This window comes from Raoultibacter massiliensis (assembly GCF_900199545.1).
GTDB classification, from domain to species: Bacteria; Actinomycetota; Coriobacteriia; order Coriobacteriales; family Eggerthellaceae; genus Raoultibacter; species Raoultibacter massiliensis.
Genome location: NZ_LT962671.1, coordinates 1,303,486 through 1,330,209, shown reverse-complemented (window position 1 = coordinate 1,330,209; position 26,724 = coordinate 1,303,486). Strand labels below are relative to the sequence as shown.

At 60.9% G+C, this 26,724-nt stretch carries 21 protein-coding genes and 2 tRNA genes; 20 read left to right on the top strand and 3 right to left on the bottom strand.

Features of this window, described 5'->3' with window-relative positions:
- Positions 1-46 precede the first annotated feature (46 nt).
- The 3 genes from C1719_RS09940 to rlmD all read right to left on the bottom strand — a co-directional run bounded on the left by C1719_RS09940 (position 47) and on the right by rlmD (position 3,765).
- Positions 47-1,330, bottom strand: a complete 1,284-nt coding sequence (locus tag C1719_RS09940) for a chloride channel protein (protein ID WP_102374958.1) — start codon at positions 1,328-1,330, stop codon at positions 47-49.
- Positions 1,331-1,339: 9 nt separating this feature from the next.
- Entirely contained in the window at positions 1,340-2,329 is a 990-nt protein-coding gene (locus C1719_RS09935; RefSeq protein WP_102374957.1) for a P1 family peptidase, read from the bottom strand.
- A gap of 116 nt (positions 2,330-2,445) precedes the next feature.
- A complete protein-coding gene (gene rlmD / locus C1719_RS09930) occupies positions 2,446-3,765 on the bottom strand; it encodes a 23S rRNA (uracil(1939)-C(5))-methyltransferase RlmD (protein WP_102374956.1) in 1,320 nt (439 codons plus the stop codon).
- Between the two features lie 68 nt (positions 3,766-3,833).
- On the opposite strand from rlmD, the gene C1719_RS09925 reads away from it, so the two are divergent.
- The 20 genes from C1719_RS09925 (at position 3,834) to C1719_RS09830 (ending at position 26,697) form a co-directional block, all read left to right on the top strand.
- Positions 3,834-3,909, top strand: a tRNA-Arg gene (locus tag C1719_RS09925).
- 446 nt (positions 3,910-4,355) lie between these two features.
- On the top strand, positions 4,356-4,889 hold the full coding sequence (locus tag C1719_RS09920; RefSeq protein ID WP_102374955.1) for a peptidylprolyl isomerase: 534 nt from the start codon (positions 4,356-4,358) through the stop codon (positions 4,887-4,889).
- Positions 4,890-4,936: 47 nt separating this feature from the next.
- Positions 4,937-6,304: a tetratricopeptide repeat protein gene (locus C1719_RS09915; protein ID WP_102374954.1), complete on the top strand. Its 1,368-nt coding sequence runs from the start codon at positions 4,937-4,939 to the stop codon at positions 6,302-6,304.
- Between the two features lie 121 nt (positions 6,305-6,425).
- Positions 6,426-6,830 carry a nucleoside-diphosphate kinase gene (ndk, locus tag C1719_RS09910; protein ID WP_102374953.1) on the top strand — a complete coding sequence of 135 codons (405 nt, stop codon included), beginning with the start codon at positions 6,426-6,428 and terminating at the stop codon, positions 6,828-6,830.
- Positions 6,831-6,898: 68 nt separating this feature from the next.
- Complete coding sequence (locus C1719_RS09905; RefSeq protein ID WP_102374952.1) at positions 6,899-7,936, top strand: 4Fe-4S dicluster domain-containing protein; 1,038 nt, start codon at positions 6,899-6,901, stop codon at positions 7,934-7,936.
- A complete protein-coding gene (locus tag C1719_RS09900) occupies positions 7,926-8,837 on the top strand; it encodes an FAD/NAD(P)-binding protein (RefSeq protein WP_102374951.1) in 912 nt (303 codons plus the stop codon). The genes C1719_RS09905 and C1719_RS09900 overlap by 11 nt, the downstream gene beginning before the upstream one ends.
- Position 8,838: 1 nt before the next feature.
- Positions 8,839-9,624: an NADH-quinone oxidoreductase subunit B family protein gene (locus C1719_RS09895; protein WP_102374950.1), complete on the top strand. Its 786-nt coding sequence runs from the start codon at positions 8,839-8,841 to the stop codon at positions 9,622-9,624.
- 6 nt (positions 9,625-9,630) lie between these two features.
- Complete coding sequence (locus tag C1719_RS09890; RefSeq protein WP_102374949.1) at positions 9,631-10,920, top strand: Ni/Fe hydrogenase subunit alpha; 1,290 nt, start codon at positions 9,631-9,633, stop codon at positions 10,918-10,920.
- Between the two features lie 174 nt (positions 10,921-11,094).
- A complete protein-coding gene (gene mreB / locus C1719_RS09885) occupies positions 11,095-12,150 on the top strand; it encodes a rod shape-determining protein (protein WP_102374948.1) in 1,056 nt (351 codons plus the stop codon).
- A gap of 63 nt (positions 12,151-12,213) precedes the next feature.
- A complete protein-coding gene (gene mreC, locus C1719_RS09880; RefSeq protein WP_245874481.1) occupies positions 12,214-13,866 on the top strand; it encodes a rod shape-determining protein MreC in 1,653 nt (550 codons plus the stop codon).
- Positions 13,856-14,482 (top strand): rod shape-determining protein MreD, encoded by a 627-nt coding sequence (gene mreD, locus C1719_RS09875; protein WP_180963556.1) that lies wholly within the window; start codon positions 13,856-13,858, stop codon positions 14,480-14,482. Before mreC ends, mreD begins: the two co-directional genes overlap by 11 nt.
- Before the next feature lie 12 nt (positions 14,483-14,494).
- On the top strand, positions 14,495-16,654 hold the full coding sequence (gene mrdA / locus C1719_RS09870) for a penicillin-binding protein 2 (protein WP_102374945.1): 2,160 nt from the start codon (positions 14,495-14,497) through the stop codon (positions 16,652-16,654).
- Between the two features lie 8 nt (positions 16,655-16,662).
- Positions 16,663-17,850: an FtsW/RodA/SpoVE family cell cycle protein gene (locus C1719_RS09865; RefSeq protein ID WP_102374944.1), complete on the top strand. Its 1,188-nt coding sequence runs from the start codon at positions 16,663-16,665 to the stop codon at positions 17,848-17,850.
- Between the two features lie 12 nt (positions 17,851-17,862).
- On the top strand, positions 17,863-19,053 hold the full coding sequence (locus C1719_RS09860) for a hypothetical protein (RefSeq protein WP_102374943.1): 1,191 nt from the start codon (positions 17,863-17,865) through the stop codon (positions 19,051-19,053).
- Positions 19,050-20,918, top strand: coding sequence for a TIGR03960 family B12-binding radical SAM protein (locus C1719_RS09855; RefSeq protein WP_102374942.1), 1,869 nt, complete (start codon positions 19,050-19,052; stop codon positions 20,916-20,918). Before C1719_RS09860 ends, C1719_RS09855 begins: the two co-directional genes overlap by 4 nt.
- The gene (locus C1719_RS09850; RefSeq protein ID WP_102374941.1) at positions 20,911-21,531 is read left to right on the top strand and encodes a TIGR03936 family radical SAM-associated protein; all 621 of its coding nucleotides are present in this window, start codon (positions 20,911-20,913) and stop codon (positions 21,529-21,531) included. Before C1719_RS09855 ends, C1719_RS09850 begins: the two co-directional genes overlap by 8 nt.
- A 220-nt stretch (positions 21,532-21,751) precedes the next feature.
- A tRNA-Asp gene (locus C1719_RS09845) sits at positions 21,752-21,828 on the top strand.
- Between the two features lie 315 nt (positions 21,829-22,143).
- Entirely contained in the window at positions 22,144-22,644 is a 501-nt protein-coding gene (locus tag C1719_RS09840) for a MarR family winged helix-turn-helix transcriptional regulator (protein WP_102374940.1), read from the top strand.
- Positions 22,645-22,678: 34 nt separating this feature from the next.
- Positions 22,679-24,832, top strand: a complete 2,154-nt coding sequence (locus tag C1719_RS09835; protein WP_102374939.1) for an ABC transporter ATP-binding protein — start codon at positions 22,679-22,681, stop codon at positions 24,830-24,832.
- Positions 24,829-26,697 carry an ABC transporter ATP-binding protein gene (locus C1719_RS09830; RefSeq protein ID WP_102374938.1) on the top strand — a complete coding sequence of 623 codons (1,869 nt, stop codon included), beginning with the start codon at positions 24,829-24,831 and terminating at the stop codon, positions 26,695-26,697. Before C1719_RS09835 ends, C1719_RS09830 begins: the two co-directional genes overlap by 4 nt.
- Positions 26,698-26,724: the final 27 nt, after the last annotated feature.

Sequence of the window (26,724 nt, the reverse complement as noted above, 5' to 3'; positions counted from 1 at the left end):
CCGGTATCGGCTTGGCCCGCGGGCTAGTCGGCAAGGGCCTTTCTGGTCAGTCCGTTTTCAGCGAAGACGGTTTCAGGTTGTCGATTTCGGGATCGGGCTTCAAAAATCCCGGCAGGGGAATCGCCGATCCGATGATCGCCCCCACGAGCATGACGACCACGCCCTTCACCGGGAAGCAGAGGAACAGCAGCAGCACTGCCATAAGCGGCTGGCGCATGACGCCCCCGCATACCGCTGCTGTGCAGGCGCAAAGGCAGAAAACGGGATCGGCGCCGGTGAGCATCGCGCAGCCGTAGCCGATGGAGATCCCCGAAAAGATGACTGGGAAGAAGTGCCCGCCGCGCCATCCGGTGCGGATGCAGAACGGCGTGGTGAACAGCTTTGCGAAGCCGGTCAGCAGCAACACGAGAGCCGGCATCGTCATCCAAATTCCGCTCAGGGTGTGGACCTGGCTTTCTCCGGCGAACATCGTGAAGGGAAGCACCATTCCGCAAGATGCGAGCACCGCACCGCCGATAACCGCTTTGACAACGGGCCTGTCGCCGAGCAGCGTGCTGAAGCCAAGCGAGAAGCGGTCGAACAGATGGTAGAGCCATCCACCCGCCGCACCGACCAGCGTGATGGGCAGCAGCCAGACGAGCTCGACAGCTCCGATGGATATGTCGGTGAAACGGGGAAGCCCCATGCCCCCGCCGAAGAGCGCGCCGAGCCCCATGAACGCTCCGAGGGCGCCCGCTATGGCGCATAAATACACGACGATCTTCGATGTTTTCGGCAAGACGAGCACGTCGTCGTCCTGGTTGTCCTCGCAGCTTCCGTAGATGGGCGCCGCAAATCCGAACAGCGGAGCGGTAAAGATAGCCGAAAGTGCCGCCGAGGTGCCGATCGAGGTAAGGTTTTTGAAATCCGAACCGAACCGCTTCATGCGATCGCCGACCCAGGTGCACAATCCGGCGATGGCTCCGGTAAGGCCCGCTTCGGGTCCGATGCTCCCGCCGAATAGAAGCGGCAGCAGTGCGGCGACCGATGATACGCCGATATCGCTGTACTCGTAGCGGCCGTTTTCCTTTACCTTCTTCATGACCGAATTGAGATCTTCGGGGTAGGGGCCGAACCGCTTTTCGTACAGGCCGATGACGAGGCCGCCGACGATGCAGACCACAAGCGGGAAGAAAGCGAAACCCGTCTTTTCGGGAAGCGTCTTCCAGATGAAGTTCAACCCGATGTTCATGAGAAAGAAGAAAGCCCATACGAACGCACCGGCAAGGGCTCCGGTGAAAACGACCGCTGCTAAGAACAGCGCGCGGTTTCTGATCTTGTGCGAATCCACAGGCACCCCTTACGCGAGATCCCGCAGCGCGGGAAGTCCGTACGCCGATTCGGCTTGCGAAACTGCCCGGTATATCGCCTGCTGCATGGCCTCGGTTCCCATGATTGCCACAAGATCGGTGTTCGCTTCGGCCTCGCCTGAGGCGAACGTGAAAATCGTGTCGCCGTCGTTGGACGTGTGGACGGGCTTGATGGCGCGCGCGTAGGCATCGTGGCACGTCGAGGAAACCTTGGTTGCCTGTGCTTTCGAGAGGCGTGCGTTGGTGATGACGGCGCCGATCGTCGTGTTGGTGCACGGTCCCGATGCGCTGGCGCTTTCGGAAGCGGCTTGTGCCGCCATCCTCTGCGCGGCAAGCTCGAATGCGGCACCCCCATCCATGATCGAGCCGCTCTTGTCGCGACAGCCTGCAAGCCACGTGCCGTCGTCGGCACGGATGTTGCCGAGCGCGTTGACGGCGACGATTGCCGCTACGATGATTTCGCCGAAGCGAACCGCAGCGATTCCGAAGCCTGATTTCATGGCACGGTCGCCCCCGAGCAGCTTGCCGACGGTTGCACCCGTGCCGGCCCCCACGTTGCCTTCCCCGAACGGTTCGCCTTGCAGCGCCGCCTCGACTGCCTTTCGGCCCATCGCTTTGTCGGGGTGGCCGGGCTTTCCCACAAGGAGGTCGAACAGGCATGCTCCCACGACGATTGGCACCCGCGCCGTTTCCACGGGAAATCCGATGTCCCGAGACGAGAGCGCATCCATCGCCCCCGAACTCGCTTCGAGGCCGAACGCCGATCCTCCCGACAAGACGACGGCATGTACCGCCTCGATCATGTTCTCGGGTTTCAACAGGTCGGTCTCGCGCGTAGCGGGTCCTCCGCCGCGCACGTCGACGGCGCATGTGGCGCCGTTCGGGGCGACGACGACAGTGCATCCCGTTGCTGTTTCGGCGCATTGTGCATGGCCGAACCGGAATGCGGTCAGATCTTCAAGGCGGGCTTGCTCGAACATGGAAATCCCTTCGGTTTTATTCGAGCCTCGATTGTACTACGACTGCGTTAATCAGTCTGCCATAATGTTCGCTGCGGGCGCATGGTCGAAGGTCGGCGTTTTTCGAGCGCCGATCCCTAGCTTCGGCGCTCGAAGATGCTTGCGATTTCGGTGTGGTAGGTCTGCGGGAAGAGGTCTATCGGCTGCACGCGAACGGGCTCGTAGCCGACGGCCTGGAAGCGCGCGACATCGCGTGCCCACGTGGCGGCGTCGCAGCTCACGTATGCAATGCGTGCAGGCGCAGCCTCGGCAATGCTTTCGGCTACGCCTTTGGCGAGGCCCGCACGCGGCGGATCGACCACGAGCGCATCGAGCTCGCCGAGCAGCGGCAGCTCGCGGGCGCTATCGCCTCCGATGACCTCGACGTACACGCCGTTCGCATCGGCGTTGCGCCGCAGGTCCTTCACCGACGACGATGCCGATTCCACGGCGAGCACGTCGGCTCCCGCTTCGGCGAGGGGAATCGAGAACGTACCGCCTCCCGCGTACAGATCGGCGACGACGGCTTCGTCGAGATCGCCGAGTCCGTCGATGACGGTTGCGACGAGTTTTTCGGCCTGGGCGGTGTTAACCTGGAAGAACGAAGGGGCGCTCGTTTTGAACCGACTTCCCGCAAGCTCCTCTTCCCAAAAGCCCTTTCCGCTGAGCGCTTCGACTCCTTTGATCTTGCGTGTTTTGCCCGGATCGGCCATGACTCTGACTACGCTTGTTGTCTTGAGGGCGCTTTCAAGCGTGGTTGCGACCGCCTTGCGGGGAAACGGTCCCGGAGCCGTCCAGAGCGCGATTTCCAAATCGTGGGTGCGCAAGCTGTGACGGATGCCCACGCGGAAGATGCCGAGGTCCTCGGAGCGCTGGAGGTAGCGAAGCGCTCCCCGCAGCGCCTTTGGAGCTTTGGCGAGAGCTTCGTGGGCGACGGGGCAGGAATCGACGATGGCGAGATCGTGCGATTCGCCTTTGCGAAAACCGAGTTCGAAGCGCCCTGCTTTATCGCGGGTGGCGCCAAGCTCGATTTTATTGCGATAGCCCATCTCCCGTTTGCTCGGCAGGCAGGCGGATACGAGCTCTTCGGCCGCTTGGTCATTGAAGTGCGCCGTGCGCACGAGTGCCGAAACCACGTTGGCGCGCTTTGCCTCAAGCTGTGCGGCATACGCGATGTGCTGCCAGGGACATCCTCCGCATATCCCTGCGTAGACGCACGGCGCCTGCACGCGGTCGGGGGATGCTTCGACCACCTCGACGATATGGGCAAGGCAGAAGTTCGGCTTCTCCTCGTCGATGGTCACCCGCAGCGCATCGCCCGGTACGCCTCCGTCGACGAAGACGGTTTTACCGTCCGCCCGATGCCCGATGGCATCCTTGCCGAAACTCAGTCGCTCGATGCGAATCAATTCTTCCATGGGGTCCTGTGAATTCTCTAAAACTTGTTTTTATGATTGGGACATAATAGCGTATAATCTGGTCTCGTGCCCTTGTAGCTCAGGGGATAGAGCGTCTGCCTCCGGAGCAGAAAGCCGCAGGTTCGAATCCTGTCAAGGGCACCAGTTCAATTCTCCTGCTTCTTTGCGAACATCTGGGTTCTTCACCCGCAAAAGCGCTTTCGTATGGCGGCCAATGCAAGCTTCTGTCGCCTTCGCAGCGCTCTGCCTGAACGCTTGCCGACGTTTGCGCAGGTCGCGAAATGCCGAGCCGCCAAGGGGCGCTCGAAAACGTCTGAAACGGCGCGTTTTTTCGACGGAAGCGTGCCTTGACCGCCATTTCCAGGCGATTTTTCGGGAGAAGGGCTCATCCGAAGCGCTCCGTTGCGTCTAGCCAAAACCTTTTGCCTCAAGATCGGGTGTGGTTTTGAAGTCGAAATGTAAGGTTTTTGGACAGGTTCTGCACTTACCTGCTAAAATCTCCTTTCGTGTATGTTGAAATCCAAGGTCTTGCGTCCGATACGGGGTATCGTTCGCGCATGGACCGAAGCGATGTGAGAAGGAGCCATACCATGGCGTTATATACTCCCGAGTATCAGCCCTCAGGCGAGGAGATCGCCGTCATCAAAACATCCAAGGGCGATATCCGCGTCCAGCTTGCGGGTAAGGATGCTCCGATTCATGTGGGCAATTTCGTCGAGCTTGCGCAGAAGGGCTTTTACGACAACCTGAAATTCCACCGTTACGTTCCCGGCTTCGTGATTCAGGGCGGATGCCCCAAAACGCGCGATCTGGATACCGATCAGGTGAAAGCCGCCGAGGGAAACCCGTTTGCGGGACTCGGCACGGGCAACCCCGGCTATTCCATCAAAGAGGAGTTCTCCACCAACCCCAATAACGTCCATGAGGATGGCGCGCTTGCCATGGCCCGCTCTCAGGATCCGAACTCCGCAGGGTCGCAGTTCTATCTGTGCCTCGGGCCGCAGCATTCGCTCGACTCGGGCTACACCGTGTTCGGGCAGACCATCGAAGGCAAAGACGTTATCGCTCAGCTGCGTGTGGGCGATGTGATCGAGGGCATCGAAATCGAGAACGCCAACGCGTAAGACCGGCTTGCTCGGCGGCTCGAACAAACGACACTCAAAGGAAGCAGATGAACAACCAGATTTTCCAGCAGGCTCGATCTGCGTACGCCTCCAAGAACTACGAGGCGGCGCTCGGCGCCTACACTCAGTGTTTGCAGGATGTCAGCCATCCGCTGGCGCCGGGGGAGATGGGCCTTCTGTACCATCAGATAGGCAACTGCCTTGTCAAGCTGGATGACTACAACGAAGCTCTTCATGCCTACACCCAGGCGACTGCCGATTCGACGTACGACGCGGTTGGCGCGGTCAACTACAACCTTGGCATGGCATATGCCGCTCTCCATGATTACGAGGATGCGGTCAGGCATTTCGAAATCTCTGTTTCCGATGCCAAGTACGACACCCCGTACAAAGCGTATTCCGCGATGGGAAGCGCGCTTCTCAAGCTCGGCAAATCGGCTGAAGCCGGCGTAGCGTTTCGCCAAGCCGCGCTCGACGAGGGCAACCCCGATCCGACGAAAGCACTTCTGAACCTCGGCATCTGCTTCATGGCTCTCGACCGTCCCGCCGACGCGGTGACATCCTACGAGAGCGCTTTGCAGTTCGACATGCCTGCGGCAACGAAGAACAAGCTGTTCGCAAACCTCGGCCAGGCGTATGTCGCCTGCGGGCAGATGCAAAAGGCGGTTACGGCTTTCGAATCGGCTCTTGCCGACAAGACTTATTTCCTGAGCGATTCGGCCAATGTCGATTACCAGCGCGCGGTCGGCCAGGTTGCAAGCGGCACCTCCGAGATGACTGCCATCATGTCGCCGATCGGCGCGGACATGTCGGGACTCGACGTTCCCGCCGACGGAACGCCTGCATATCCCGTCGACGACCCGTATGCCTACGGCGCCGCCCCGCAGGATGCCTACTATTACAACGAGCAGCCCTACGGTGCCGAAGTGATGCCCGGTTATGCGCCCGACGATCGTTTCTTCAACGCGAGCGACGAAGAGCTCGAGCAGTGGTCGAAGGGCCTTGCCAAACAGGATCGCAAGCGCCGCAACGTCGGTTTGAAGATCCTCGTGTTCTTCATCGCGCTCATCCTGATCGTCCTTGCGGCGGGCGTGTTCCTGTTTACGCAGGGATACGGCTTCCCGAGCCAGGAAACCGTGATCGAAGAGCTGTTCGCCGATCCTTCGGCCGCATCGTCATCGGCGTTTGCGAAGGATTTGAGCGAAGAAAAGGTGCAATCCATGGTCGCCCTGGTCACGCAGGATTCGGGTGCAACCATCGACGGCATCAACAAATCCATGAGCGAGTCGACCGCCTACGTGACGGCTAAAACAGCCGAAGGCGGCGATGTGCAGTACGAGGTATCGCTTGTGCGCGATGCCATCGGCTGGAAGATTTCCAACGTCGAGCTGTATTTCGCATCTCAAAACCAGTAACGGAAAGGCGGGGCCGCCGTGTGCGGGCGTCTCCGCCTTCTCGCCTGACCCCATAGTCTTGCGACGCCGGGGAACCGCGTCGTGTGAACGAAAGCCCGAAGCATCATTCGAAAGGAAGAACATGGCAGTACAGAAGACCTACATCATGATCAAGCCCGATGGCGTGAAGAACAAGCATATCGGCGAGATCGTCAACCGCTTCGAGCGCGCTGGCCTTGCGGTCGAGCGCATGGAGCTCGGCATGGTGACCCCCGAGCAGGCGGCTGCAAACTACGCCGAGCATGAGGGCAAGCCGTTCTACAACGGCCTTATCGAATACATCACGTCGGGCCCGGTCGTCAAGATGATCATCTCCGGCGACGGCGCCGTGGCGAAATGCCGTTCGCTCATGGGTGCCACTAATCCCGCGGATGCGGCCCCCGGCACGATTCGCGGCGATTTCGGCCTTGTTATGGACGAAAATGTCATTCATGGTTCTGACTCGCCCGAGTCGGCTGAGCGCGAGATGGGCATTTTCTTCGCATAAGCCAATCGGACCTGCGCAGACGGGACCGTTTATCCATAAACGGGTTTTGAAAGAAGAGGAGCAGGTGCATGCTATATCGTGTTATCGACGCGACAGAGCTTCCCTCACTCATTCAGGCTTTCATGGATTCGTATGAAGTCGTAGCTCCGGTCAAGCGAGGCCGGGGCTACGTGTTTGATGCGATCGAAAGCCCCGATGAGATAGCACTCGATTACGATACGACGATCGTCTCGCCGAAAAAGTACTTCCTTCCGCAGACGGAGACGCTGTTCGAATTCGATGCGACCGTAAACGAGGTGACCGATTACACCGTCGAGATAACGCCGCGCGTCATCTTCGGGGCGCACGCGTGCGACATCAATGCCATCAACCGCCTTGACCTCGTGTTCAAAGACGGCAAATACCCCGATCCGTACTACACCGCCCGTCGCGAGGCAACGCTGATCGTGGGGATCTCCTGCATGCCAGGCGAACACTGCTTCTGCGACCTGTGGGGCAGCGATGAGGCGCGTTTCGGCTACGATCTGTTCTTGCAGGATATCGGCGGCAAATACCTCGTGAGCATATCGAGCGTTGAAGCGGCGAACATCCTCGAGGCCGCGTGCAACCCGCGCGTGGCAACCGACGAAGACCGCATCGAATTCCGTCACGCCACCCGCAAGCGCCAGGAAAGCTTCAACCGCGATGTCCCCGATATCCAGGAAGTCGCCATGCTCATGGACGCCTTCCATAAGGATCCGTATTGGGAAGAGCTCGGCGGCCGGTGCCTTTCGTGCACGGCGTGTTCGGCGGTGTGCCCCACGTGCTTTTGCTTCGACATCCGCGACACGCTCGATCCCAGTGGGAAGACCGGCAGGCGCGAGCGCACCTGGGATGCTTGCACGGCTCCTCAGTTCGCGCTGGTCGCAGGCGGTCACAACTTCCGCGAAAACGGGCGCAATCGCGTGCGTCATCGGATGTATCACAAGCTCAACGGATTTCTTGCCAACCACGACCGCATGCTCTGCGTGGGCTGCGGCAGGTGCGTGAAGGCGTGCAAGGCCAACATCAACCCGATCGAGGTGCTCAAGTTCTTCGAGAGGAAGGGGGCCGAAGATGGCGAATAGCTGTGCGGCGAACACCGTTCATGTATCTCCCGTTTCCGACTATGCGCGGCCTCTGACGGGCGAAGAGATGATGGCGGCGAATCCCTACAGGCCCTGGCCTGCGCGCATCACCTCGATCATCGAGATCACGCCCACCGAGAAGCTCTTCGAGTTCCGCCTCATCGACGAGCGGGTCCGCGAGGCGTTTCGCCACGAGCCCGGGCAGTTCGTCGAGGTGAGCATCTTCGGTGTGGGCGAGGCGCCCATCTCCATCTCGGGATCGCCCTCAAAGCAGGGTTTCATCGAGCTGTGCGTGCGGCGCACCGGCGAGTTCACCGAAGTGCTCCACAAGATGCAGTGCGGCGATATCGTCGGACTGCGCGGTCCGTTCGGACGCGGCTTTCCCTTCGAGGAGATGAAGGGTCACGACATCCTCTGCGTTGCGGGCGGCCTCGGCATCGCGCCTTTGCGTTCGCTCATCAACAACATCCACGACGAGCGCAGCGAGTTCGGCAAGGTTACGATCATCTACGGGGCGAAGAACCCGAGCGAAGTGATGTTTCGCGATCAGTTCGAGATGTGGCGCCATCGCAAGGATTTCGACCTGTACCTGACCGTCGATGTGCCCGACGACACATGGGATGGGGAAGTGGGCCTTGTGACCAAGCCGTTCGAGCATCTCGAACTCGACGCCGGCAATACGTTCGGTGCCATTTGCGGTCCGCCGGTGATGTATCGTTTCGTCATCGACGAGATGCGCAAGAAAGGCATCAGCTACGATCATATCTACGTGAGCTTCGAGCGTCACATGAAGTGCGGCATGGGCAAGTGCGGCCACTGCCAGATCGGACACCAGTACGTCTGCATCGACGGGCCGGTGTTCAATTATTGGGAAGCGAAGAATATCCAGGGGTCGATGTAATATGTGCGCTAACTGCATAGCCTGCGACGAGAAGCCCACGCCGCCTCGCGTGGTAATCGTGGGTTTGGCCAGCTGCTTCGGCTGCCAGCTGCAAATAACCAACGTCGAATCCCATCTGCTCGACGTGCTCGGGCAGATAGATCTCACCTACTGGCAGCTTGCTTCGAGCGAGCCGATGCCGGACGGCTTCGACGTTGCCATCATCGAGGGCGCGGTCACCACCGAAGAATCCGAGGCGCTCGTGCGCGAGCTGCGCGCGAAAGCCAAGGCGGTCATCGCCATAGGGGCGTGCGCCAACACGGCGGGCATTCCCGGCATGGCGGCGGCTCATCACCTCATGCGTCCGACCGAGGTGTACGACGAGGTTCCCGAGGCGTGCGGCGGTATGATAGCCCCGCGATCGGTACCGAGCGTCATCGACGTCGAGTATCGTGTGCCGTGTTGCCCGATCGACCCGTTCGAGTTCATCGAGACGCTTACCCGCGCCTTGTACGGATCGAACGCGACGCAGACGACTCGCACGATGTGCGGAGATTGCAAGCGCAACGAAACGGGCTGCTTCTACGGCGAGGGCACGCTGTGTCTCGGGCTCGTGACGCTGGCCGGTTGCGGCGCGCGCTGCGTGAATTTGGGACGCCCGTGCAACGGGTGCCGGGGCATCTCGCCCGATGCGAACCTCGAATCGGCGCGCGAGTCGGTGGCTCGCTACGGCGTGTCGGTCGAGGCGTTCGACAAGGCGCTCGAGATGTTCAACCAGACGAATCCCGTCTTGAAAGCGAAGGACTAGGCAGCAATGACGAAAACCTCAATACAGGTCGATCATATCGCCCGCGTCGAGGGCCACGGCAACGTGCACGTGGTCATCAAAGACGGTGCCGTGGAAACAGTCGAGATGAACGTCGTCGAACCGGCTCGCTTGTTCGAAAGCATGGTGCGGGGCCGCTCGTACTCCGAGGTGTCCTACATCTCGTCGCGCATCTGCGGCATCTGCTCTGCAAGTCACGTGGTCACCGATCTCAAGGCCATCGAGCGCATCTTCGGGGTCGAGCCGACCGAGCGGACCCGCGCGCTGCGCGAGCTGCTTATCTACGGATCGTATCTGCAGAACCATGCGACGCATCTGTTCGTGTTCGCGGCTCCCGATTTCGTGGGCCTGCCAAGCGTGTTCCCGCTGGCTGAAAGCGATCCGGCGCTCTTCGAGCAGGCTCTTGCCCTGAAGGCGCTCGGAAACGAGCTCTGCACGAAGGTGGGCGGCAGGAGCGTTCATCCCATTACGGCGGTCGTCGGCGGGTTCACCTATGAGATCGGTGCGGGCGAATACCTCGAGCTTGCCGACAAGATGGAGTCGATGATCCCGTTCGTGCTCAAGACGGTCGATCTGTTCGATTCTTTCGAGGTTCCCGACATCGCTACCGACGGCGACATGCTGGCCATGGTTATGGAAGGCTATTATCCGATCGAGTGCGCCGATACCGCGCGCTTCCTCAAGGCGGGCATCGAGTTCGATGCGAACGATGTCGACGAGTGCATCGAGGAATACGCCGTGCCCCACTCGGGTGCATTGTTCGCGCGGGTCCGCGAGACGGGCTCCCCTTACATGACCGCGGCGCTTGCCCGAATCAACGCGTCGTGGGCGCATCTGAGTTCGCGAGCGAAAGTCGCCGCTGCGAAAGCGGGCCTCCGCCCGCCCGAGCTGAACCCTTTCATGAACAACGTCGCGCAGGCGGTCGAGCTCGTCGATGCGCTCGACCGATGCGCGGGCATCTGTCGCAAACTCGCCGCCGATGAGATACCGGGGTCGAGCTCTCCGGTTGCGTTCGAGGTGAAAGCCGGGCGCGGCGTCGGGTTCACCGAAGCTCCTCGCGGCGCGCTGTTCCATGACCTCACGCTTGATGGAAAGGGCAGGGTCGTGCGCGCTTCCATCATGACGCCGACCGCTCAAAACGTCGCGAACCTCGAAGCGGATATGCGCCTGCTTGCGGAAAAACTCGCAGGCGAGGGGCGTTCTGAGGATGCGATCAGGCTCGAGATAGAAAAGCTCGTGCGGGCATACGATCCGTGCCTGTCCTGCAGCGTGCATTAGCATCTGTTCCGAAGCGGGATGATTGCGGGGTCTTTGCCCATCTGGGCAAAGACCCCGTTCGCGTTCGCCTGATTCAATCGCAGCATGTACCGCCTGTGGATTTTCGCCTGCGCATCGACCCCTGTGTTAAAATGCAGGTTCGCATGTTTGAAGTTGATAAAGGGGTTAGCCTTTATGTCCATTTTCGATATGTTTTCGGGGTTCGGGGGCCAGATGTCGTCCGACATGGCCATCGACCTCGGGACTGCCAATACGCTGGTCGCCATAAAGGGCGAGGGTATCGTTATCAACGAGCCCTCGGTTGTTGCCATCGAGAAGAGCACGCATCGCGTTTTAGCGGTCGGCCACGAAGCGAAGAACATGATCAACCATACGCCCGACGCGTTTTCGGCGGAGCATCCGCTGCGCGACGGCGTGATCGCCGATTACGATGTGACCGAAGCCATGCTGTCGGCGTTCATCAGCAAGGCGTCGGCGCGCAAGTACCCATGGCAGGCCAAGCCGCGTATCGTCATCTGCATTCCGTGCGGTGCGACGTCCGTTGAGAAGCGCGCCGTTTTCGAGGCGGCCATCCAGGCCGGTGCTCGACAGGCGTACCTTATCGAGGAGCCCATGGCTGCGGCGATGGGCGCCGATCTTCCGGTGACCGAACCGACGGGCTCCATGGTCGTCGACATTGGCGGCGGAACCACCGAGGTGGCGGTTATCTCGCTCGGCGGCATCGTAACGTCGTCGTCTCTGCGTCTGGCGGGCAACCGCATGGACGAGGCGATCGCCGTGCATCTGCGCGATCTGCTGGGCATCAAGATCGGCGAGCGCACGGCCGAGGTCATCAAGATCAAGATCGGCTCCATCCTCCCGTTCGAGGACGGGCGCGAGCGCGACATGATCATTTCGGGGCAGGATGTGGTAACCGAACAACCCAAGGAAGTCACGATCCAATCGGAAGACGTGCGCGCCGCATTGCAGGCGCCCATCGACGAGATGGTCGTGCACATCAAGGAAACGTTCAAGAAAACGAATCCCGACCTTGCGTCGGATATCATTCAGAACGGCATTTTGCTTACGGGCGGCGGCGGCCTGCTTTCGGGCCTCGACCGCTACTTGACCGATAAGCTCGAGATTCCCGTTTGGGTGAGCGAAACGGCCCTCACCAACGTCGTTACCGGATGCCTGAAGGTGCTTGAGACCCCGACTGCCCTCAAACAAACCCTTATGCGATCGAAATAAGGCGGTGCGACGCACCTCGTGGCTCTCAACCAGCAGAGAAAACCTTTTTCAATCGGCGGCCCTGTGCTGCTGATTGTTCTTTTAGCGCTCTCGCTCGCCTGCGTGGTTCTCTATGCGCGGGAGGATGAGGACGGCACGATGCACTCCGTGCAGAACGCCGTGTCGGGCATCGTTGCGCCATTCAAGTTCGTCGGCTCGTTCGGCGGCTCGCTCATCTCGTCGGCAGGCACCGCCATCGGCGATGCGACCGCATCCGAATCGGCCAGGGAGGCCTTGCGCGAACAGAACCTTGAGCTCTCCGAGCGCGCCGGGCAGCTCGAACGGTACGTGCAGGAAGACCAGGCGCTGCAAGAGGTGCTCGACTTGCGCGACGTCTACGGCTCGGCATCGGTCGGGGCCCGCGTGATCGGAAGAAGCGCCGATGCTTGGAATCGGATCGTCACGATCGACAAGGGTTCGGATGCCGGCATCGAAAGCGGCTATGCCGTAACGGGGCAATCGGGTCTTATCGGCACCGTCGTCTCGACGACGGCGTCGACGGCGGACGTCCGTCTGGTGAAGGATGCGCAGAGCTCCGTTTCGGCCATGGTTCAATCGAGCCGGGTCGAGGGATCCGTGCGTGGCTCCATTGGGGGAGCGCTGCACTTCGAGAACATGGCGTCCGATGCGACGGTGGAGGAAGGCGACGTGATCGTGTCGTCGGGTCTTGACGGCATGGCGGCGCGGGGCATCATCATCGGCACGGTTACCGGCGTTGAGAAGAACGCGAACGGCGCGACCGTCCGCGCGACCGTGGCGCCGAACGGCGAGGTCGCCCTGATGCAGGATGTCCATGTCGTCATAGGTGCGCAGTCCGAAGGCGCGAATGCGCCGAGCGCCGAGGAGGCGGAATCCGACGGCGATGCGTCGTCGGCCTCATCGCTCAGCGGCTTGCGGGCCGAAAACCAAGAGCTTCGCGAGCGGGTGGCTCGGCTCGAGGAGTACATGCAGGAGTCGGAGCGCCTTCAGGCCCTTGTCGACGCGCAGGAGGCATACGGCTTCGAATCGCTCGGAGCCCGCGTGATCGGCCGGAGCTCCAGCGAATGGGAGCGGTCGATCACGATAGACCGAGGTTCCGACGACGGGCTGAAAAGCGGCATGCCCGTCATGGGCCAGGCGGGTTTGGTCGGCATGGTCGTTTCGACGACCTCCGAAACGGCGAAGGTGCGTCTCGTACAGGATGCGCAAAGCGGGGCTTCCGCCATGGTGCGATCCGGCAATATCGAGGGCATCGTTCGCGGCTCGGTCGAAGGCGTCCTGTATTTCGAGGATATGGCGGCGGATGCGATGGTGAACGAGGGCGACGTCGTTATAACATCGGGCATCGGCGGCAGCTATTTCAAGGGCCTTGTGATAGGCACGGTTACGAAAGTCGAGCGCAATGCGAGCGGATCGACGATGCGCGCGGTGGTAGCCCAAAGCGGCGATGGAGGTCTTTTGCAGGAAGTGCTCGTTGTTTTGAGCATGCAGTCCGAGGGGGCGGCATCGAGCACGTTCAAAGATCCCAATGCGCAGGCGGGCGCTTCGGCGTCTGGCTCCAACGCCGCCGGATCGAACGGAGCGGGCGGTTCCGACGCTTCGGGGAGTGCGGGGACTTCTGGGGATGATGGAGGAGACGGAAGCGGGGAAGATCCGTCTTCAACCGACCCGGAAGGAGATGCCGGCAATGAATCGTGATACTCTTGCGGTGATCGTTGGCGCCGTGATAGCGGTACTTGCCCAGCTTGTCATCGCGCCGAACATCGCAATCGCCTCTGCCATGCCGAATTTCCCGGCAGCTTACGTCCTTGCGGTCGCCATCGTGCGGCCGGCGAATTCGACGCTCGTCCTCGCATTCGCATTGGGGCTCGTCTACGACTTGATCGGCTTCGGCCCCGTGGGAGCTATGGCGCTGCTGTTCGTGCTGGCTGCGTTTGCGGCGTCGCGGGCCTTCATGATCCTCGACAACGAATCGCTGTTCATGCCGATCGTGATTCTCGTGGTGTCGATGCTTGCCATCGAACTGCTCTATACGATGATCCTCTCCGGCCTCGGGCTGGTATCGGGGGTGGGCACGGCGTTTTTGCAGCGCGCTCTTCCCTGTGCGCTCTACGATTGCGTTGCCGCGCTTGTCTTCTACCCGCTTGCACTGCGGTTCGTCGTCTCCGAATCGCCTTTGGGGCGCGCCGTTCCCTCTGCTGGCCGCATCGTCAAGACGGGCGCCGCCGCATCTGCGGGCCGCATCGTCAAATCGACCGCTGCTCCGACGGCGGGCCCTCTTGTGGGACCGCCGTCGAAGTCGAAGCGTCGATGATCGGGGCCGGCCATGCTAGCAGCGATCATTGCAACCATCGTCACCATCGTCGTGCTCGTCATCGCGCTCGTCGTGGCGTTCACCGTGCGAAACCGAACGAAATCCCCCAAGGCTTCGAGCAAGCGCATGGACGTTCGCTCCATCGGCACCGTCGGAGTCGGTGGGCGACAGGGTGGCAGGGGACGCGCCGATGCGCGGGTCAACGCGCCGCAGACCTCTGCGACCAACCTGGGCGAAACGCTTAAGTCCCGCTTCATCGCCATGGGCGTGCTTGCGGCGGGCATATTCGGATCGCTTGCCGTGAAGGCCTGGGATTTGCAGGTGGTCAATGCCGGGCAGTATCGCCAGGAAGCAGACGAGAACCAGTACAAGACCGTTTCGACGCCGGCGCCTCGCGGCTACATCTACGATGCCGATGGCATCGAACTCGTGCGCAACCGCAAATCCTTGACGGTGCTGGCCGATGTGGAGGTGGCCGACGACCGCACGGTCGTGCAGCGCCTGTCTGCGGTTTTGGGCATTCCCCATAACATCGTGCGCTACCGCATCCAGGATGCCAAGACCGGCGCGCAGAGCCAGCGCGTGGTCGCAAGCGATGTCGATCTTCGCGGCATCGCCTATATATCCGAGCATTTGGAGGCTTTTCCCGGCGTAACCACGCAGGAGCGTTCGGTGCGCGAGTATCCATGGGGCGCACTTGCCGCCCATGCCCTCGGCTATGCCAGCACCGCCGACGACAAAGACCTCGAGACCCCGATCGACGGTGCAGAGCTCGAAATGGGCGATGTGGTGGGCAAATCGGGCGTGGAGGCGGGCTACGAGCGCTTGCTTGCCGGCACGCACGGCCAACGCGTGCTGGTCGCCGCTGCCGACGGTTCGGTTCAGCGGGTGGTGAGCGAAACCGATCCAGAGAAGGGCAACGATATCTACCTCACCATCAAAGCGCCCGTCCAGTACAAGATCGACCAGATGCTCGCCGATCTCGTGGCGCCCACTGACGGCACGATCGGAACCGGCAAAGGAGATTCGGCTTCGGCCGTCGTCATGGACGTGCGCGACGGCGCCATCGTTGCGATGGCAAGCTATCCCACCTATTCGCCCGAGGTGTTCGTCGGCGGCATCGGGGAGGATATGTGGAGCCTGTACACTCAGGATTCGGAATTCCAGCCGCTTCTCAACCGCGTGATCGCGGGGAACTACGCGGCGGCTTCGACGTTCAAGGCGTTCACGGGCCTTGCCGGACTCGCGTACGGGTTCGCCGATACAGGCAGAAGCTGGGATTGCACGGGCTCGTGGGACGGTTTCAATACGGGCGCTCCCCAGAAGTGCTGGTTGCGAACCGGCCATGGGGCCATTGGCTTCAGGGAAGGCATTGTGGAGTCATGCGATACGGTGTTTTACGAGATTGGCAAGAGCTTCTTTCAGGCGGGCGCCTCGCAGGGAGGCACGATCAGCGATACCGCCATGCAGGAGTACGTGGAAAAGTACGGGTTCGGAAAAACGACGGGTATCGACATCCCTTCCGAAGCGGCGGGACGCATCCCGACGCCCCAATGGAAAGCCGAGCATTGGGCGGATGTGCCCGAAGCGCAGCAGTGGATGGGCGGCGATCTTACCAACATGGTCATCGGCCAGGGCGACGTGCTCGTCACGCCGCTGCAGGTGGCCGTTGCCTACGGCGCGATTGCGACCGGCAACCTCATGCGGCCCCACCTGTTCAAGGAAGCCCGCAACTCTTCGGGTGAAGTAGTTGTTTCGTACGAGCCCGAGATCATGGGGGTGCCCGACGTGCCTCCCGAGAATCTCGAGGTCATGCGAGACGCGCTCCATGGCGTTGCAACCGAAAACGAGAGCGTGGCAAAGCTGTTCGGCGAGCACGGCATCGATGCGGCGGCCAAAACGGGTACGGCGGAGTACTCAGACGGCAAGAACGAATCGGCCTGGTTCGTATGCTACGCCCCCTTCGACGATCCGAAGTACGTGGTTGCCTGCCAGGTGAACCACGGCGGGGGAGGCAGTGAAGTCGCCGCACCGCTCGGCGTTGAGATCATGGCGACCGTCCTTGCGGCCGACGCCGGCGAGCTCGACCCGACCGTGGGCGTCATCGCCGCATCGTCGGGCAAGTACATACCGCTGCCGCTTAAGAGCGACGGCTCGGGAAGAACGGACTAGGAGCGCCGATGCCTCAGTTGCCGCAAATACAATCGGTCAAAGCGCCCGACAGAGCCGTCGTCGACGCCACGAAACCCCGTCGCTTCAAGTATATCAACCTGCCGTTCCTCATCGTCGTTTCCCTGCTTGTGGGATACGGTTTGATCATCGTCTATACGGCGGTGCTCGGTAACGCGGATTACAGCTTCTCACGCCAGCTTGCCTGCGTTGCCATAGGCGCCGTGATCATGATCGTCATCGCGCGCTTCGACTACCGCAACCTTTCCGATTTCACGACGGTTCTTCTAGTCGTCAGCGTCGCGCTTATTCTTTCGCCCCACATTCCCGGTCTCGGCACCGATGCGGGCATGGGCGCCCAATCGTGGATCAAGGTCGGCATACAGGTGCAGCCCGGCGAGTTCGCCAAGATCACCGTTATCCTGCTAGCCGCAAGCGTCGTCTCGCGTTACGGCGGAAGGCTCGACGATGTTCGCGAGTACCTCAAAGCGCTCGGCATCATGCTCGTGCCGTTTCTCTGCATCATGACGCAGCCCGATCTCGGAACCGGCCTCGTGTACCTTTTCATCACGGCGGTCGCGCTCGTGGTCGGCGGGGCTCGGCCGAAGTTCCTCCTGATCACGCTTGTCGCGGGCATTGCCGCCATTGCGGCCGTGTTCGCCGTCGATCAGGTGATCTTCGATACGACAGGCGAGTACAAGCTGCTCAAGCAGTATCAGCGCAACCGCCTGCTCGTGTTTCTCGAACACGACAGCGTGAACCTTTCCGACGAGGGATGGAATCTCAAGCAGGCGCAGGTCGCCATCGGGTCGGGTGGCCTGTTCGGCAAAGGGCTGTTCAACGCGACGCAGGCGACGCTCGGCTTCCTGCCCGAGGCGCCGACCGATTTCATATTCTGCGTCTTGGCAGAACAACTCGGGTTTTTCGGTGTAATGGTGCTGCTTGCGCTCTACGCCGCACTCGTTTTGCTATGCTTCCGAATTGCCGGCTCCGCGTCCGATTTGTTCGGGACGGTTATCGTCATGTGCGTCGTCGGCATGTGGTTGTTCCAAATTCTTGAAAACATCGGCATGACACTCGGTCTCATGCCGATTACAGGCATACCCCTGCCGTTTATGAGCTACGGATCGACGGGCATGGTGATGAACTTCATGCTCCTCGGGCTCATCGGGTCCGTGTGGGCCCATAACGGCCGCTAGATAGGAGGCACTATGCAGATCCCCGTGGATATCAAAGCCGTCATCGACGAGGCTACCAACATCGACGAGGCCCGCGCCACGCCGATTTCGGTGAGCATCTACATGGACGAGACGGCACCTGGCGATGTGCAGGCTCACGTGCGTCAGGCGTTCGCAAGCGCGAGCGCGCATGCCCGCGTAAGCATGGTGTACTTCCCGAGTTTCCCTGTGGTTGCGGCGCCCGATGCCGATATGGCGGTGATCGTGGCGGGGCTTGACGAGCATGTCGGCGCCTATGCGGCCGACATTCGCGCGGCGGGCGTTCCCGTCATGGTCGTGACGACGCTTCCCGGGCTTGCGGCTGAAATCGCCGAGGCGAGCGGGCATCCCATTTTGGAAGACGATCTGGTTGCGCCTGCCATCGATGACGTGCTCGCGCTGCCCGAACAGGCGGGAAGCGCGAACGAGCCGTATTCTCTGACGATCGACGGCGCGCTTTCCCTCAACAAGCGTATGGGGGAGTGGGTCATCGAGGCGTGCCGTGAGAAGCGCCTTGCCTTCGCCCTTGCGTTCCGGTTCGTGCGCAAGCCGCTTTCGCTCGAGGCCGTCAACGCGACGGCCGTGCAAAACGCCGGCATCGGCCTTGTGGTGATACTGCCGGGCGCCGATCTTCCCATCATGACGCTCAACCAGGCGAAGATGCTGCTGCAGATTGCGGCTGCGTACGGCCAGCCCATGGCCGTCGAGCGCGTCAAGGAGCTTGCGGCGGTGGTCGGTGGAGCTTTCGCGTGCCGTGCCGTCGCCCGCCAGCTCGTCGCTTTCGTTCCGGCTCTCGGCTGGGCGATCAAGGCTGCTATCGGGTACAGCGGCACCGTTGCCATGGGGCGGGCCGCCATCGAATACTTCGAGGGCGACGGCAAGATCGACCATCTCGCCGAAGTGGTGGGCCGTGCGCGCGACAAGGTGGTTTTGGTTGCCGATTCCGCTCGCAAACAGCCGAGCGTTGCTGCAGCGGCCAGGGCTGCCGCAGCGAAGGTGGGCCATGCGGCCAGTGCCGCGGCGAGCAACGCCGTTCCCGCTGCCTCCTCGGTTGCGGCATCGGCGGTGGGCGCCGCCGCTTCTGCGGGAGCGGTTCCGAAGCCCGCCGCGAAAGCGGTGACGAGCGCTGCGAACCGATTGAGCGCTTCGGTGTCGAACCGTTTCGGAAGGGGCTCGCGCGCATGACCGACCTCTGGCCGCGCCTGGCGGCGCTGCTTGGCGATGCCGAGCGTCCGGCACGCTACATCAACCACGAATGGGGCTGCACGTACAAGCCGGACGAACCGTATCGCTTCTGCATGGTGTATCCCGATACCTACGAGCTCGGACAGGCGAACCAGGCGGTTCGCATTCTATGCAACGCCGTGAACGAATGCGATGGCATGGCTGCCGAGCGCGCGTTTCTGCCCGCCCCCGAGTTCTGCGATCTGATGCGGCAAAAAGAGCTCCCGCTCTTTTCCCTCGAGAGCTGTGCGCCTCTTTCGGAGTTCGATGCGGTGGGCATCACGTTGCCGCACGAGCTTGCGGCAACCAACGTGCTCGAAACGCTTGATCTTGCGGGCATCCCGCTGCGATCGAGCGATCGCAGCGAGGGGGATCCGCTTGTGTTTGCGGGCGGCCCCTGCGCCTTCAACCCCGAACCGTACGCCCCTTTCTTCGACGCTTTCTCCATCGGGGAAGGCGAGGAGTCGGTTCCCGAGATGCTCGCTTTGCACCGCTCGCTCAGGGAGCAGGGCGCTTCGAGAAGCGAGATTCTCGCCAGGCTCGCCGAGCTTCCGGGGTGCTACGTGCCTTCGCTCTATGATTGGGTTTCGGAAGACGAGGCGCAGAGAACGGGTTCGTGGATTCGCCCGAAACGCGAGGGTCTTCCGACGACGTTCGTCAAGCGCCTGTTCGACGGATTCTCCGACAGCTCTGCTTGGGAGCCGTGCATAGTTCCGTTTACCGAAGCGGTACACGATCGGCTCAACGTTGAAATCCTGCGCGGCTGCACGCGCGGGTGCCGTTTCTGCCAGGCGGGTATGATGTATCGCCCTGTGCGCGAGCGTTCGGCCGACAATATCGTCGAGTCGGTGATAAAGGGCCTTGAGGAAACGGGTTACGACGAAGTGAGCCTGACGTCGCTTTCATCGACCGACCATTCGCAGATTGCCGAAATCCTCACGCGCCTCAACCGCGCCTGCGAGGGCAAGGGCATCAGGATTTCCATCCCGTCGCAGCGCCTCGACTCGTTCGGCGTCGACATGGCGGGCCTTGTGGCGGGGCAGAAGAAGGGCGGTCTTACCTTCGCGCCCGAGGCGGGAACGCAACGGCTGCGCAACGTGATCAATAAAAACGTCACCGAAGACGATCTGTTCAGCGCCATCGACGCGGCGTTCTCTGCGGGGTGGCGGCGCTGCAAGCTCTACTTCATGATCGGGCTTCCCACCGAGACCGATGACGACATCAAGGGCATTGCAAGCCTCGCGCAGCGCGCCTACGACCGTGCGAAAGCAGCGGTGCCGCCCGAGCAGCGCGGGCACGTGCGCATGAGCGTATCGTGCGCGCTCTTCGTTCCCAAGGCGCAGACGCCGTTTCAGTGGGACGGGCAGATTGCGCCCGAAGAGGCGATGCGCCGCGTGAATCTTCTGCGCTCGTCGGTCAAGTACCGTGCGGTCGACGTGCACTGGCACGATCCCTCGACGAGCTTCATAGAGGCGGTTATGAGCAGGGGAGGCCGCGAATGCGCCGATTGGGTCGAGCGGGCATGGGAGCATGGTGCGCGTTTCGACGCCTGGTCGGAGAGTTTTTCGCAGGCGGCGTGGGATGCGGCGTCCGACGAGCTTGGGTTCGATCCCGTATCGGTGGCGCAGCGCACCTGCGATCTATCCTATGTGATGCCATGGAGCCATGTATCGACCGGTGTCAGCAATGCGTTCATGCGGCTCGAACGGAAGCGCGCCGATAGGGAAGAAACCACGCCCGACTGCTCGTTTGCGTCCTGTACGGCGTGCGGCGCCTGCCCTGTTCTCGATGCCGATATCGTGACGAGGGAGGTTCGCCATGCCTGATCCGTCGAACTTCCGCCTGCGCGTATACTTCCGCAAAAGCGGTCGTTGCGCGATGCTTTCGCATCTCGAGGTTGCTCGCGCCCTCGAGCGCGCCGTGCGACGCGCGGGGCTTCCCTATGCGATCTCGCAGGGATTTTCGCCCCACATGAAGATTGCCTTCGGCGCTGCACTGCCTGTTGGCGTCGGCGGTACGCGCGAGTGCTTCGATTTGCAGATGACGCGCTACATCGCTCCCGAGAAGGTGGCTGATGCGCTCATGGAGGCAAGCGTGCCCGATCTCATGGTGACCTCGTGCGAATATATCGGATCGCGCGATTTGGCTGCTTCGGTCGCTTATCCGATAAGCACGTATCGCGTCGTGCTTTCCGATACCCCGGAGCACCTGGATGTGCCCGATGAAATTACGGTGGTGCGCAAAAAGAAGGAAAAGATTCTCGATCCCGCCGAATTCTTGGTGGGGGAGATCGATCAGAACAAGAACATCCTCGTGTTCACCCTGCATGCAAAGCCGACCGGAAGCCTTCGCCCTGATGTGCTGCTGGCGAACATGCTTGACGGCGATTCTGGCATCTACGCGCTTTCCATCACGCGCGTCGAGCAGCGGGCGGTGTAGCGCCTGCGCCGTCGTCGCGCGCAGGCGGCGCAGCAGGTACCGCATTGCGTTCGGTCCGTCCTGCCATGCGTGCTGTGCGGCCTGCTGTCGGAAAGCGCATCGGTTCGTGTACTGGGATGCAGCGTTTCCGTGGAGAGAGGTTCGAGTGCGCAAAGTTTTTAAAATTGGGTATTGCGCGCGCCTCGGTTTACCAGTAATATATCCTTCGCTGCGAAAGCACGGGGTGTTAGCTCAGTTGGTTAGAGCGCCGGCCTGTCACGTCGGAGGTCGCGAGTTCGAGTCTCGTACATCCCGCCATTTAAATTTTGAAAAGCCTCCTTCGGGAGGCTTTTTCAGTGCCAGGGCCCTGGACTTCGCGGCGCAGGCCGAACTGCGCCTCGGGCGGGCGCCGTTCCCGCCGAAAGGCGCTTTACCCGTAATTTCTCTTCTTCTTTGCGGCCTTTCGCCGCAATCGCGTGTGCGAACTGTGAAAGATTTCTTACGACGTCGTGGTGATGTTGCAAAACAATTAAGGAGTGATAATGTTTAGAAGCTAAATTGTATTGGCATGCGGTGGACATTGGAGCTCGGCGATGCCCACCGCATGCTTGCGAAATATGAGAAGGGCGCGCAATGGCTGGTTTACCGAAAGAGACGAAGCAGGGTCTGCTCGAGATCATGAGGCGGTTCAGGAAAGGGGCGTACGTTCCGTTCCTCACGCCCGAAGGGCTGACCTTCACGGAGTCGCGTGTGGTCGTTGGCATCTATACGGCTCGGGAAGAGGGCGAGCCGATCGTGCAGCCGCGCTTTCTGGCCGAGCGCATGCATATGACGCCGAGTGCGCTCTCCCAGACGCTCAAGCTGCTCGAGGAAAAAGGATACGTCGAGCGCCATCGCGTCAGCGACGATTTCCGGGCCGTCTCGCTCGAATTGACCGAACGGGGCTACGAGATAGCGCAGAAGGCCGATGAGATGCGCGAACAGCACCTGACGGAAATGGTCGAATACGTGGGGATCGAGGATATCGACCACATGGTCGCCACCTTGCACAAGATACTCGACTTCCATGAAAAACAAGCGGAGGCGGGAAAGATCGAACGCGTCGATCATCATTGCCCGCGCACGAAACGATAGACAAGACGAAACTTACGATTCGAAAAGGATACCCATGCGAATAATCCGTTATCTCAAGGATTCCAAGCTCGCGGTTTTGCTGGTTGTGCTCCTGCTGGTAGTGCAGGCGTTTACCGACCTCTCGCTTCCGCGTTATACATCGCATATCGTCGATGTTGGAATCCAGCAATCGGGCGTCGAACACGTTGCACTCGACGAGATGCGCGCCGATACGTTCGACGAAGTCTGCATGCTCTTGCCTGCGGAAGACGAGGCGAAGGTCCGCGCTGCCTACACCGAAAGCGATCAGGGAACATACCGGCTCAACGACACGGGAAGAAGCGAAATCGAAAAGCTCGATTCGATCATGGCCATGCCCCTTGTTTCCATCCATTACGCCGGCCAGATCCCCGATTTCGATATCGCGCAGCTCAAGGCTGCCTACGATTCGGGCGCGGTCACCAAAGACCAGCTTCTCGAAATGGTCGACGAGGCGAAAGCGAAGATGGGCGAAGTGGGCGATTCCCTGGTCGAGCAGCAGGCCATCCAAGCTGCTATCGGCGAGTACGAGGAGCTTGGCTACGATATGGGCGCCATGCAGATGAATTACCTGCTGCGCATCGGCGCGATCATGCTCGGCCTTGCAGCGCTCGGCATGGTGGCGGCCATATTCATCGGCCTCATCGCCTCGCGAACCGCGGCCAAGATAGGCCGCAGCCTTCGCGGACGGCTGTTCAAGAAGGTCATCTCGTTCTCGGACGCAGAGGTTCAGAGCTTCTCGGCTGCATCGCTTATCACGAGGGGCACCAACGATATCCAGCAGATTCAGATGGTAACGGTCATGCTGCTGCGCATGGTGCTGTATTCGCCGATACTCGCCATCGGCGGCATCATCATGGTATCGCAGACCAATCTCGCCATGAGCTGGATCATCGTAGTTGCGGTGGTCATCATCGGCATACTCGTCGCCGTTCTCATGGTGGTGGCCATGCCCAAGTTCAAGATCATGCAGAAGCTCATCGATCGGGTGAACCTCGTATCGCGCGAGATACTTACGGGGCTGCCTGTCATCCGCGCCTTCGATCGCCAGCAGTTCGAAGAGGAGCGCTTCGACGACGCGAGCACGAAGCTCATGAAAACCCAGCTGTTTACGAATCGCGTCATGACCTTCATGATGCCCGTGATGATGCTCGTGATGAACGGCATCTCGGTTCTCATCGTGTGGGTCGGCGGTTCCTACATCGATGCCGGCACCATACAGACCGGCGATATGATTGCGTTCATCACGTATTCGATGGTCATCATCATGTCGTTTCTGATGATCGGCATGATCTCGATCATGCTGCCGCGCGCCGATGTCGCCGCCCAGCGCGTGAACGAGGTGCTCGAAACCGAACCGACGATCTGCGATCCCTCGTCGAGCGAGGATGGGAGAATCGAGCCTGCGGGCGGTGCGCGCATCGCGTTCAACGACGTGTGCTTCAAGTACGCCGATTCGAAGGAGTGCGTGCTCGAACACGTCGACTTCACCGCTGAACCCGGAAAGACGACCGCCATCATCGGGTCGACCGGTTCCGGCAAATCGACGGTCGTAAAGCTCATAGAGCGCTTCTACGACGTTACGAGCGGGTCGATCACCATCGATGGCGTCGACGTGCGCGAGCTTTCTCAGGAAAAGCTCCGCAGCATGCTCGGCTACGTTCCCCAGAAGGCGTTTCTGTTCTCGGGAACCGTGGCTTCGAACATCGCGTATTCGGATGAGGGCATGCCCGAAGACCGCATCGAATTCGCCGCCTCCATCGCCCAGGCAAGCGATTTCATCGAATCGAAGGAAGACGGATTCCAAAGCGAGATATCCCAAGGCGGCACCAACGTTTCGGGTGGGCAGCGCCAAAGGCTCGCCATTGCGCGCGCCCTTGCGACCGATGCCCGCGCGTTCTTGTTCGACGACAGCTTCTCGGCGCTCGACTACAAGACCGACGCCGATCTGCGCCAGGCGCTTCATAACCAGCTTGGCGAAGCGACGGTCGTCATCGTGGCCCAGCGCATCTCGACGGTGCTTTCGGCCGATCAGATCATAGTCCTCGACGAGGGAAAGGTCGTCGGGAAGGGCACGCACGAGGAGCTCATGGCCGATTGCGAGCCGTATCGGGAGATTGCCCTGTCGCAGCTCTCGGCTGCTGAACTGGGAGGAGGTGATGCCGCATGAGCGCGGAAGAAACGAAGCGACCGCCTCGGCGCGGATTCGGCGGAGGCCATCACGGCCCCGGAGCGATGATGGCGGGAGAGAAGCCGAAGGATCTCAAGGGCACGCTTTTGAAGATGCTCAAATTCATGGGCAACTTCAAGGTTGCGATAGTCATCGTGTTCGTGTTCGCCATCGGTTCCACCATTTTCAACATCGTGGGGCCGAAGGTCCTCTCCACGGCTACGACCGAGCTGTTCAACGGCATCGGGGCGAAGATTGCGGGAACCGGCGGCATCGACTTCGATGCGATCGCGCGGATTCTGATGTTCACGCTCGGCCTGTATCTGCTCTCGGCTCTGTGCTCTTTCGTGCAGGGTTGGATGATGAGCTCCGTCTCGCAGCGGACGAGCTATCTTATGCGCAAGCGCATATCCGAGAAGATCGACCGCATGCCCATGGGGTACTTCGAGCGCAACTCGGTGGGGGATACGCTTTCGCGCATCACCAACGATGTGGACACGCTCGGCCAGAGCCTCAACCAGGGCGTTACGCAGCTCATCACCTCGATCACGACCATCATCGGCGTGTTCGTCATGATGCTCTCGATCAACCCGCTCATGACGCTCATAACCGTGGTCATGGTGCCCATCTCCATCGTCCTCATCATGGTGGTGGTCAAGCGAAGCCAGGGTTACTTCAAGGCTCAGCAGAAAACGCTCGGTGCGATCAACGGACAGGTTGAGGAAACGTTTTCGGGCCATGCCATCGTGAAGGCGTTCAATCAGGAAGATGCTGCGGCGACGCGCTTCGACGCGACGAACGACAAGCTCTACGAATCGGCCTGGAAATCGCAGTTCATCTCGGGTCTTATGATGCCGATCATGACGTTTGTGGGCAATCTCGGCTACGTCGCCGTGGCCGTTGCGGGCAGCTTCCTTGCCGTGCAGGGCGTCATCACGGTCGGCGATATCCAGGCGTTCATCCAGTACGTGAAGAACTTCACGCAGCCCATCACGCAGCTGACGCAGGTGTCCAACGTGCTCCAGCAGATGGCCGCTGCCGCCGAGCGCGTGTTCGAATTCCTCGAGGAACCCGAGGAGGCGCGCGACGATGTGAAGGTCAAGTCGGAAGAGGTCGAGTGCAAGGTCGAGTTCGACCATGTGCGCTTCGGTTATTCGCCCGACAAGATCGTCATCAACGATTTCTCGGCGAAGGTGACCGAGGGTCAAACCGTCGCGCTTGTCGGACCCACCGGCGCGGGCAAAACCACCATGGTGAAGCTGCTCATGCGCTTCTACGATGTGAATTCAGGTTCGATCCGCATCGGCGGATACGATATCCGCGATTTCGCGCGGGACGATCTGCGCTCGATGTTCGGCATGGTTCTGCAGGATACATGGCTGTTCAAAGGCACGATCCGCGAGAATATCCGCTACGGCGATCTCAACGCGACCGACGAGGAGGTGGAGGCTGCGGCCAAGGCGGCTTACGCGCATCACTTCATCCAGACGCAGCCAGGCGGCTACGACATGGAGATCAACGAGGATGCGAGCAACATTAGCCAAGGTCAGCGCCAGCTGCTCACGATCGCGCGGGCGATTCTTGCGAACCGCCGCATGCTCATCTTGGACGAGGCGACGAGCTCGGTCGATACGCGAACCGAAGAGCGCATCCAGAAGGCGATGGACAACCTCATGCGGGGTCGCACGTCGTTCGTGATCGCGCATCGGCTCTCCACCATCAAAAACGCCGATCTCATCCTCGTGATTCGCGACGGCGATATCGTGGAGCAGGGAACCCATGAGGAATTGCTCGCACTTGGCGGTTTTTACTCGGAGCTGTATAATTCACAGTTCGTTGACTGCATCGACGAAGTGGAGGACTAGGCCGCGCGCCCGCGCATGCCTGCGATC

What these genes read in the sequence shown, in the direction of transcription:
- C1719_RS09935 (WP_102374957.1), bottom strand. Translation starts at nt 2,329, where the DNA reads ATGTTCGAGCAAGCCCGCCTTGAAGATCTGACCGCATTCCGGTTCGGC.
- rlmD (WP_102374956.1), bottom strand. Translation starts at nt 3,765, where the DNA reads ATGGAAGAATTGATTCGCATCGAGCGACTGAGTTTCGGCAAGGATGCC.
- C1719_RS09920 (WP_102374955.1), top strand. Translation starts at nt 4,356, where the DNA reads ATGGCGTTATATACTCCCGAGTATCAGCCCTCAGGCGAGGAGATCGCC.
- C1719_RS09915 (WP_102374954.1), top strand. Translation starts at nt 4,937, where the DNA reads ATGAACAACCAGATTTTCCAGCAGGCTCGATCTGCGTACGCCTCCAAG.
- ndk (WP_102374953.1), top strand. Translation starts at nt 6,426, where the DNA reads ATGGCAGTACAGAAGACCTACATCATGATCAAGCCCGATGGCGTGAAG.
- C1719_RS09905 (WP_102374952.1), top strand. Translation starts at nt 6,899, where the DNA reads ATGCTATATCGTGTTATCGACGCGACAGAGCTTCCCTCACTCATTCAG.
- C1719_RS09900 (WP_102374951.1), top strand. Translation starts at nt 7,926, where the DNA reads ATGGCGAATAGCTGTGCGGCGAACACCGTTCATGTATCTCCCGTTTCC.
- C1719_RS09895 (WP_102374950.1), top strand. Translation starts at nt 8,839, where the DNA reads ATGTGCGCTAACTGCATAGCCTGCGACGAGAAGCCCACGCCGCCTCGC.
- C1719_RS09890 (WP_102374949.1), top strand. Translation starts at nt 9,631, where the DNA reads ATGACGAAAACCTCAATACAGGTCGATCATATCGCCCGCGTCGAGGGC.
- mreB (WP_102374948.1), top strand. Translation starts at nt 11,095, where the DNA reads ATGTCCATTTTCGATATGTTTTCGGGGTTCGGGGGCCAGATGTCGTCC.
- mreD (WP_180963556.1), top strand. Translation starts at nt 13,856, where the DNA reads ATGAATCGTGATACTCTTGCGGTGATCGTTGGCGCCGTGATAGCGGTA.
- mrdA (WP_102374945.1), top strand. Translation starts at nt 14,495, where the DNA reads ATGCTAGCAGCGATCATTGCAACCATCGTCACCATCGTCGTGCTCGTC.
- C1719_RS09865 (WP_102374944.1), top strand. Translation starts at nt 16,663, where the DNA reads ATGCCTCAGTTGCCGCAAATACAATCGGTCAAAGCGCCCGACAGAGCC.
- C1719_RS09860 (WP_102374943.1), top strand. Translation starts at nt 17,863, where the DNA reads ATGCAGATCCCCGTGGATATCAAAGCCGTCATCGACGAGGCTACCAAC.
- C1719_RS09855 (WP_102374942.1), top strand. Translation starts at nt 19,050, where the DNA reads ATGACCGACCTCTGGCCGCGCCTGGCGGCGCTGCTTGGCGATGCCGAG.
- C1719_RS09850 (WP_102374941.1), top strand. Translation starts at nt 20,911, where the DNA reads ATGCCTGATCCGTCGAACTTCCGCCTGCGCGTATACTTCCGCAAAAGC.
- C1719_RS09840 (WP_102374940.1), top strand. Translation starts at nt 22,144, where the DNA reads ATGGCTGGTTTACCGAAAGAGACGAAGCAGGGTCTGCTCGAGATCATG.
- C1719_RS09835 (WP_102374939.1), top strand. Translation starts at nt 22,679, where the DNA reads ATGCGAATAATCCGTTATCTCAAGGATTCCAAGCTCGCGGTTTTGCTG.
- C1719_RS09830 (WP_102374938.1), top strand. Translation starts at nt 24,829, where the DNA reads ATGAGCGCGGAAGAAACGAAGCGACCGCCTCGGCGCGGATTCGGCGGA.